Source organism: Rhodococcus sp. (in: high G+C Gram-positive bacteria) (assembly GCF_049591685.1).
Classification (GTDB): Bacteria; Actinomycetota; Actinomycetes; order Mycobacteriales; family Mycobacteriaceae; genus Rhodococcoides.
In genome coordinates, this window is record NZ_JBAWFH010000461.1 from 1 (window position 1) to 3,632 (window position 3,632).

The 3,632-nt window shown below is 67.2% G+C and carries 5 protein-coding genes; 2 read left to right on the top strand and 3 right to left on the bottom strand.

Features of this window, described 5'->3' with window-relative positions:
* Positions 1–1,112 (bottom strand): RecQ family ATP-dependent DNA helicase (locus WBQ44_RS19175; protein ID WP_495568259.1); only part of this gene is annotated, 1,112 nt, incomplete at its 3' end.
* Between the two features lie 65 nt (positions 1,113–1,177).
* Between WBQ44_RS19175 and crcB (WBQ44_RS19180) the strand changes: the two genes are divergently transcribed.
* Both crcB (WBQ44_RS19180) and crcB (WBQ44_RS19185) read left to right on the top strand, forming a co-directional pair.
* On the top strand, positions 1,178–1,642 hold the full coding sequence (gene crcB, locus WBQ44_RS19180; protein WP_495568260.1) for a fluoride efflux transporter CrcB: 465 nt from the start codon (positions 1,178–1,180) through the stop codon (positions 1,640–1,642).
* The gene (gene crcB / locus WBQ44_RS19185; RefSeq protein ID WP_495568261.1) at positions 1,639–2,010 is read left to right on the top strand and encodes a fluoride efflux transporter CrcB; all 372 of its coding nucleotides are present in this window, start codon (positions 1,639–1,641) and stop codon (positions 2,008–2,010) included. Before crcB (WBQ44_RS19180) ends, crcB (WBQ44_RS19185) begins: the two co-directional genes overlap by 4 nt.
* A 60-nt stretch (positions 2,011–2,070) precedes the next feature.
* On the opposite strand, the gene WBQ44_RS19190 is transcribed toward crcB (WBQ44_RS19185), so the two are convergent.
* Together WBQ44_RS19190 and WBQ44_RS19195 are read right to left on the bottom strand one after the other, a co-directional pair.
* Positions 2,071–2,964, bottom strand: a complete 894-nt coding sequence (locus tag WBQ44_RS19190; protein ID WP_495568262.1) for a LysR family transcriptional regulator — start codon at positions 2,962–2,964, stop codon at positions 2,071–2,073.
* The coding region (locus WBQ44_RS19195; RefSeq protein WP_495568263.1) for a PfkB family carbohydrate kinase at positions 2,961–3,632 on the bottom strand (672 nt) is incomplete at its 5' end. The genes WBQ44_RS19190 and WBQ44_RS19195, both read right to left, overlap by 4 nt.

Here is a 3,632-nt window from a genome sequence, read left to right on the forward strand (position 1 = left end):
AAATAACTCCAGATCTGCTTGTCCTCGTGGCCGGGGAGGAGGATGACCTCGGCCCGTTCGGTGGCGCGTCCGGCGCGGCCTACCTGCTGGTAGTACGAAATCGGTGACGAGGGCGCCCCCATGTGCACGACGAATCCGAGGTCGGGCTTGTCGAACCCCATGCCCAGTGCGGAAGTGGCGACCAGGGCTTTGACGTCGTTGTTCAACAGGTCCTGTTCGAGCGATTCACGTTCGGCGGTGTCGGTTTGACCGGTGTATGCGGCGACGGCGAGGCCCTGATCGGTGAGGAGGCTGGCAAGGTCGCTCGCCGCCGAGACCGTGAGCGTGTAGATGATGCCCGACCCCGGCAGCTCTCGCAGGTGCGATGCCAACCAGGCAGCTCGCTCGGTGCTGTTCTCGATGCGTACGACAGACAGGTGCAGCGATTCGCGCTCGAGCCCCCCGCGCAACACGAGGGTGTCGCCGCCGCCGACGCCCAGCTGAGCTGCGACGTCCGCCACCACTCGGTCGTTGGCCGTCGCCGTCGTCGCGAGCACCGGAATGCCGTCGCGCAGCTCGGACACCAAGGTCCTGATGCGTCGGTAGTCGGGCCGGAAGTCGTGGCCCCAATCCGACACGCAATGCGCTTCGTCCACCACCACGAGGCCTGCGTCGCTCGCAAGCGAGGGCAGGACCTGATCGCGGAAGTCCGGATTGTTCAGTCGTTCCGGACTGACCAGCAACACGTCCAGGCGACCCGCCGCGACGTCGGCGTGCACGTCCTCCCACTCGGTCATGTTGCCGGAGTTGATGGTGGCCGCACGCACGCCTGCCCGTTCGGCAGCCGCGACCTGGTTGCGCATCAGCGCCAACAGGGGAGAGACGATGACCGTCGGCCCCAGGCCCTGTTCGCGGAGCAGCTTTGCAGCGATGAAATAGACGGCGGACTTTCCCCAGCCGGTTCGCTGCACCACAAGGGCGCGACGCCGGTGTACGACGAGAGCTTCGATGGCCACCCACTGGTCGTCGCGCAAGCGTGCTTCCGGGCCCGCGAGCTGGGCGAGTAGGCGTTCGGCGTCGGCGCGCAGGTCGGTCGTCGAATCTGTCGAAGTCATCGCCCCATCGTGCCGCATGCCTCCGACATGTGTGCCGGGTCGTCGACGTGAATACTGTTGACCGACGCAGCTGAGGAGGTGGCATGGTCGACGGCCCCGAATCCGGCCGTGAGAACGGCGGAGGGGTAGCCCGCCCGGCGAAGCGCTTTCGGCTTCCGCTGGCTGCACTGACCGCCGTCTTCGTCGGCGGAACGTGTGGAACCCTTGCGCGCTACGGCGTCGAAGTCGCTCTCCCTCACACCGATACCGGCTGGCCTGTCGGTACCTTCGCCGTCAACGTAGTCGGGGCATTCGTGCTCGGTCTGTTGCTGGAGAATCTTGCAGCGCGTGGTAGGGAAGGCGCTGCGCAGCAGCAGATTAGGCTGCTGTTGGGGACGGGATTCTGTGGCGCCTTCACCACCTACAGCACGTTCGCGCTCGAAACGGTGACGCTGACGCGGCACTCCCAATGGCCCACCGCTCTCGCGTATGCGCTGACGACTGTAGTTCTGGGAATCGCGGCCGCGCGGGCCGGAATCGCGTTGGGTGCGGCCAGGCGGGTTCGATGATCGGCGTACTTCTTGCTGTTGCGGGTGCGCTTGGGGCAGTTCTGAGGTACGTGGTCGACTCCTACGTCAAGTTCAGGTTCCCGCGTTCGGCACTTCCGTGGGCCACCATCGGCATCAACATCAGTGGATCTGCGCTCCTCGGCGTCCTCGCCGGCCTCGCCCTCGCTCGCGACGGCGTCACCGACCTCGAGACCATAGTGGGAACCGGTTTCTGCGGCGGCTACACGACGTTCGGCACCGCAAGCGTCGAGACGGTGCGACTGGCGCAGTCGGGTAACGCGACACGCGCCGCGTCGTACGCGCTGTTCACACTCGTGTTGTCGGTCGGCGCATGCGCCGCAGGCTTCGCCGTCGCCACCCTGGTGTGATTCCTCGGCCGTGTGCCCCCGTCGACGCTCACCAACTCACCGGCTCACCGGCTCACCGGCTCACCGGCGCTCGGTGGCGATGTCGAGAAAGTCGCGCCCCGGCCCGCGCAGCGGTCGGTCGCCGTCCCAGATTGCCCGCAGCCGGCGCGGCATCGTCAACCCGTCGACGCCGATGCGGACGAGTCTGCCGTCCCGTAATTCAGCGGCCACGGCGAGCGACGACAACACCGTCGGTGCATTCGCCGTCACGACCGCCGATTTGATTGCGGTGACCGAGTTCAGCTCCAGCAGCGGCGGTACCGAGGGATGGACGGTGTTCTCGTACGTCGTCCGAGTTCCCGATCCGGGTTCGCGCTGAACTAGGGGAGTGCGCGCCAATTCCGACACCGCTACCGAACCCGTTCGCGCCCAATCGTGTTCGGGCCCGGTGACCACGACGAGCTCATCGGCTGCGAGGACGACCGCTCCGAGACCAGCTGGGATGTCGGGGCCCTCGACGAAACCGATATCCGCCCTACCGGTCGAAACCTGCTCTGCCACTTCCGCGGAGTTCATCAGGCGGGTGCGAGTGCGGACATCGGGGTGGCGCGTGCGCATCAGGACGATCCAGTCGGGAATCAAGTGCTCGGCGATCGTCATCGACGCGGCAACCGTCAGGTGAGCGTTGTCGGCCGCCAGGAGAGACTGCACGCCCGTCGCGAAGGAGTCGGCGGCAGCCAGCACGCTCTCCGCCCATTCGAGAACGGCGACACCCTCCGGAGTGAGGGCAACACCGCCGCTGGTCCGCTGGAACACGCGTAGCCCGATGTCACGCTCGGCGGCGCGTACCCGGGCGCTGACAGCTTGCTGGCTGAGCCCGTGTTCGCGGCCCGCAGCGCTCATGCTTCCCAACCGGGCCACGGACACCACGACATCCAACGCGGCGAGATCGGGCACCCGGGGCGACAGTGTCATGCCGACGAGTGTCCCAGTAGCGCTTCGATGTCGAGCCGAGTGCCCGACGACGTGCCCCCACCGCGTCGCGTAGCGGCGAAAGCCCCTGCCGCGCAAGCCCACCGTATCGCCCGTTCGGGCCCGGCGAACCACTGCTCTACCAGTGCCCCTGCGAACGCGTCGCCTGCGCCCGTCGTGTCCACCGCATCGACCGTGGGCGCCGGTGCGTCGAACGACAGGCCGGGCCCGGTGTACGTTGCGCCGGACGAACCGAGCGTCCTCACGACGTGATCGACGCGGCCGAGCACGTCAGCGCCGAGGGCACTCGCTTCGGCGTCGTTGACGATGACGATGTCGACGACCTCGACGAGTGCGTCGGGGAGGGTCTGCACGGGCGACGGATTGAGCACGACGAGCGTTCCGTTCGCCCGTGCGTGCGTCGCCCCTGCGACAACGGCCGCCATCGGAATTTCCAACTGACACAGCAGAACATCTGCATCTGCGATGGTCTGCAACTCGGCCTCGGTCAAGTCGACCACAGCCGAGTTCGCCCCGGGTACGACGACGATGGAGTTCTCACCTCGCGTATCGACGGTGATGGCGGCGATCCCGCTCGGGCCCACCGAGCGCCGGGTCAGTGCGACATCGACACCGGCGTCGGAGAGGCTACCCAGCAGCTCGTCCGCGAA

Bases quoted from the DNA above. Each gene is read 5' to 3' on its own strand.
- WBQ44_RS19190 (WP_495568262.1), bottom strand. From the start codon at position 2,964: ATGACACTGTCGCCCCGGGTGCCCGATCTCGCCGCGTTGGATGTCGTG.
- crcB (WP_495568261.1), top strand. From the start codon at position 1,639: ATGATCGGCGTACTTCTTGCTGTTGCGGGTGCGCTTGGGGCAGTTCTG.
- crcB (WP_495568260.1), top strand. From the start codon at position 1,178: ATGGTCGACGGCCCCGAATCCGGCCGTGAGAACGGCGGAGGGGTAGCC.